Annotated in this window: 1 protein-coding gene and 1 pseudogene; both read right to left on the reverse strand. The window is 68.1% G+C overall.

Features of this window, described 5'->3' with window-relative positions:
- Nucleotides 1-258: 258 nt before the first annotated feature.
- On the reverse strand, nucleotides 259-954 hold the full coding sequence (locus LXM94_RS25860) for a class II aldolase/adducin family protein (protein WP_235774756.1): 696 nt from the start codon (nucleotides 952-954) through the stop codon (nucleotides 259-261).
- Nucleotides 947-1,250: pseudogene (locus LXM94_RS25865) on the reverse strand (carbohydrate kinase); the annotation flags it as partial. The pseudogene LXM94_RS25865 and the gene LXM94_RS25860, both read right to left, overlap by 8 nt.

Below are 1,250 nucleotides of genomic sequence, written 5' to 3' on the forward strand. Positions count from 1 at the left end.
TTGCTCTCCTCGCAAAGGGCCGAAAGTGTAACCCATCTATCCGGAATGAACTGTCACCCATCTCTCGGGAAGGGCACCCGATGACCTCGATCTCAAGGCTTGACCGTTCGCGGGGTCCGGCCGGCGATGCGCTGGCGCAGCGCTGTTCCGGCCCGGACCGTTCGCGGATGGCAAGCCGTGTCCACGGGCAGCATCCTCAATCGGCGTGCGGTCCGCTTGCGACTTCAGCGCGCCGCAATCCGTGTCGGCGGGCCGTTCTCACGCCCCCTTCCGCGGCCGGGCGACGTCGTTGACGCCTTCCGCGTCCGGGGCGTGGCCGTAGCTCATCCGGCGCATCTGCCCGATGACGCGTTCCATCTCGTCGTCGGGCAGCACCGGCGGTTCGCCGAGGGTCAGCGCCTGGACGTAGATCCGCGACAGCGTCTCGATCTCGATCGCCAGCCAGAGTGCTGCCTCGAGAGTCCTGCCGAGCGAGATCTGGCCGTGCTGGCCGAGCAGGCAGGCGAGCCGGCCCTCGAGTGCGACGATCGCGTTGTCGGAAAGCGCCTGGGTGCCGAAGGTGGCATATTTCGCACAGCGGATCGTCGTGCCGCCGGCGATCCCCGTCATGTAGTGGAAGCTCGGAATGGTCTTGTGGTGGCAGGCGAGCGTCGTGGCATAGATCGAGTGGCAGTGCAGCGCGACGTCGATGTCGGTGCGGGCCTTCAGGATGTCGCGGTGGAAGCGCCATTCGGAGGACGGGCGGTGGCCGACATAGGTGCCGTCGAAATCCATCTCGACGAGGTCCTCCGGCGTCATCGTGTCATAGGGCATCGACGACGGCGTGATGAGGAAGCCGTCGCCGGTGCGCACCGAGAGATTGCCGGCGGTCCCCTGGTTGATACCGCTCGAATTCATGCGCCGGCAGATGTCCACCATCTGGCGGCGCAACGCCGCCCTGTTCGTCTCAGCCATGGCTGGTTCCTTTCCTGTCATCGATAGAAGGCATGGCCGCCCGGCGGCGCCAGCGCGCGGCATAGGGCGGCAGGAGGAAGGCGAGCGTTGCAAGGCGCTCGGGCATCTCGAGGTCGGCGGAAACGGGGGCCGGTCTTGCCGCGTGGCCGGCGAGCAGCGCCGCGCCGGCGGCGACGCCATAGGCCTCGAGGCTGTAGCGGACCGGGCGATCCGGCAGGAGCGCCGCGACCAGCCGCACATAGAGCGGGTCGCGCAGGAAGCTGCCGTCGAGCACGACCGTGCCGCTGCCGCCGAGC

Origin of the sequence: Rhizobium alarense (genome assembly GCF_021555155.1) — a bacterium.
Classification (GTDB): Bacteria; Pseudomonadota; Alphaproteobacteria; order Rhizobiales; family Rhizobiaceae; genus Rhizobium_D; species Rhizobium_D alarense.